The organism is Mesorhizobium sp. M4A.F.Ca.ET.050.02.1.1 (assembly GCF_003997725.1).
GTDB lineage: Bacteria > Pseudomonadota > Alphaproteobacteria > Rhizobiales > Rhizobiaceae > Mesorhizobium.
This window is the reverse complement of sequence record NZ_RZSG01001247.1, coordinates 1-1,022: the sequence shown is the minus strand read 5'-3', so window position 1 is coordinate 1,022 and position 1,022 is coordinate 1. Positions and strand designations below refer to the sequence as shown.

General features: G+C 65.7%; 1 protein-coding gene. It reads left to right on the top strand.

Features of this window, described 5'->3' with window-relative positions; translation table 11 throughout:
* The coding region (locus EOA33_RS36675) for a molybdopterin-dependent oxidoreductase (protein ID WP_145989550.1) at positions 1–1,022 on the top strand (1,022 nt) is incomplete at both ends.

Here is a 1,022-nt window from a genome sequence, read left to right as displayed (position 1 = left end):
TCATCCGCGAGCGCTGCGACTGGGCGGAGTTCCAGGACTGGGCGTCCTTCGTCGCCCTGCCCGAAAACAGCCCCGAGACTGTCGGCAAACTGTCCGGCGTCGACCCTGAGCTGATCCGGGGTGCTGCGCGCCTCTATGCCAAGGGCGGCAACGGCGCGATCTACTACGGCCTCGGCGTCACCGAACACAGCCAGGGATCGACCACAGTGATGGCGATCGCCAACCTCGCCATGGCCACCGGCAATATCGGCCGGCCGGGCGTCGGCGTGAACCCGCTGCGCGGCCAGAACAACGTGCAGGGCTCCTGCGACATGGGTTCTTTCCCGCACGAGCTGCCCGGCTATCGCCACATCTCCGGCGAAGCGGTGCGCGACATCTACGAGAGCCTGTGGGGCGTGAAGCTGGACGACGAGCCGGGTCTGCGCATCCCCAACATGCTGGACGCCGCCGTCGACGGCTCCTTCAAGGGCATCTACATCCAGGGCGAGGACATCCTGCAGTCCGATCCCGACACCAAGCATGTCGCAGCCGGGCTCGCCGCGATGGAATGCGTCGTCGTGCACGATCTCTTCCTCAACGAGACGGCGAACTACGCGCATGTCTTCCTGCCGGGCTCGACCTTCCTCGAGAAGGACGGCACCTTCACCAACGCCGAGCGCCGCATCAACATGGTGCGCAAGGTTCTGGAGCCGAAGGCGCGCTATGCCGACTGGGAAGCGACGCAGGAGCTCGCCCGCGCGATCGGGCTCGACTGGAACTACCAGCATCCTTCCGAGATCATGGACGAGATCGCCAAGACGACGCCGAGCTTCGCCAACGTCTCCTTTGAGTTGCTCGACCGTGTCGGATCGGTGCAGTGGCCCTGCAACGAGAAGGCGCCGCTCGGCACGCCGATCATGCATGTCGACGGCTTCGTGCGCGGCAAGGGCAAGTTCATCCGCACCGAATATGTGGCGACGGACGAGCGGACGGGCCCGCGCTACCCGCTGCTTCTGACCACCGGGCGGATCCTGTCGCAATAC